1 protein-coding gene is annotated in these 559 nt (G+C 43.3%); it reads left to right on the top strand.

What is annotated here, in order from left to right:
* On the top strand, nt 1–363 hold a 363-nt coding region (locus FK530_RS27655; RefSeq protein WP_146489505.1), incomplete at its 5' end, for a GNAT family N-acetyltransferase.
* Between the last annotated feature and the right edge of the window lie 196 nt (nt 364–559).

Below are 559 nucleotides of genomic sequence, written 5' to 3'. Positions count from 1 at the left end.
AATAACGCAGTTCAAAAGCCGCTCTATCCTGCAACTGATGCAGAGACAATCGCGCTTTTGAGTGAAATATCCATATTACTAGGCGCCTATTGTGATGGTGAATTAATTGGCGTTGTCGCTATTGAAGAGGATGCTGTTGAGCGTATTGTGGTGGATAAAGAGTGGATTCGATTAGGTATTGGTACTGCTTTGATGCAAGCGGCAGAAGCGAATGGCGCAAGTTATATCGATCTCTATCGTGAGAATAAGGGCGCGGTGCAATTTATCGAGGCGCTAGGATATGGCATCTATGATATTACAGAGCCAGAAGCTGGGGATCTCTTAGCGAAAGATCCCGCTCCATTGCTTCATTTTAAGAAGTAGAGAGTCGAAAAGAGAGAGAGAAGAGTGTGAGGTGCTATTCGGTCTTTTTGAAGATTGATCGTTATTAACTCATCTTCTCTGCATGATATAGGGTCTTTTTAAGAAGCTTAATAAAGATATGGCGCTCTTCATCGGAGAGATGAGTGATTAGAGAGTTCTCTAGCGCAATATGGGTCGGGGCGACCTTTTCAATAAG

The sequence above is a fragment of the Tsukamurella conjunctivitidis genome, from assembly GCF_007858475.1.
GTDB classification, from domain to species: Bacteria; Actinomycetota; Actinomycetes; order Mycobacteriales; family Mycobacteriaceae; genus Tsukamurella; species Tsukamurella conjunctivitidis.
The sequence above is the reverse complement of the archived record's forward strand: the minus strand, read 5'-3'. Positions and strand labels throughout refer to the sequence as shown.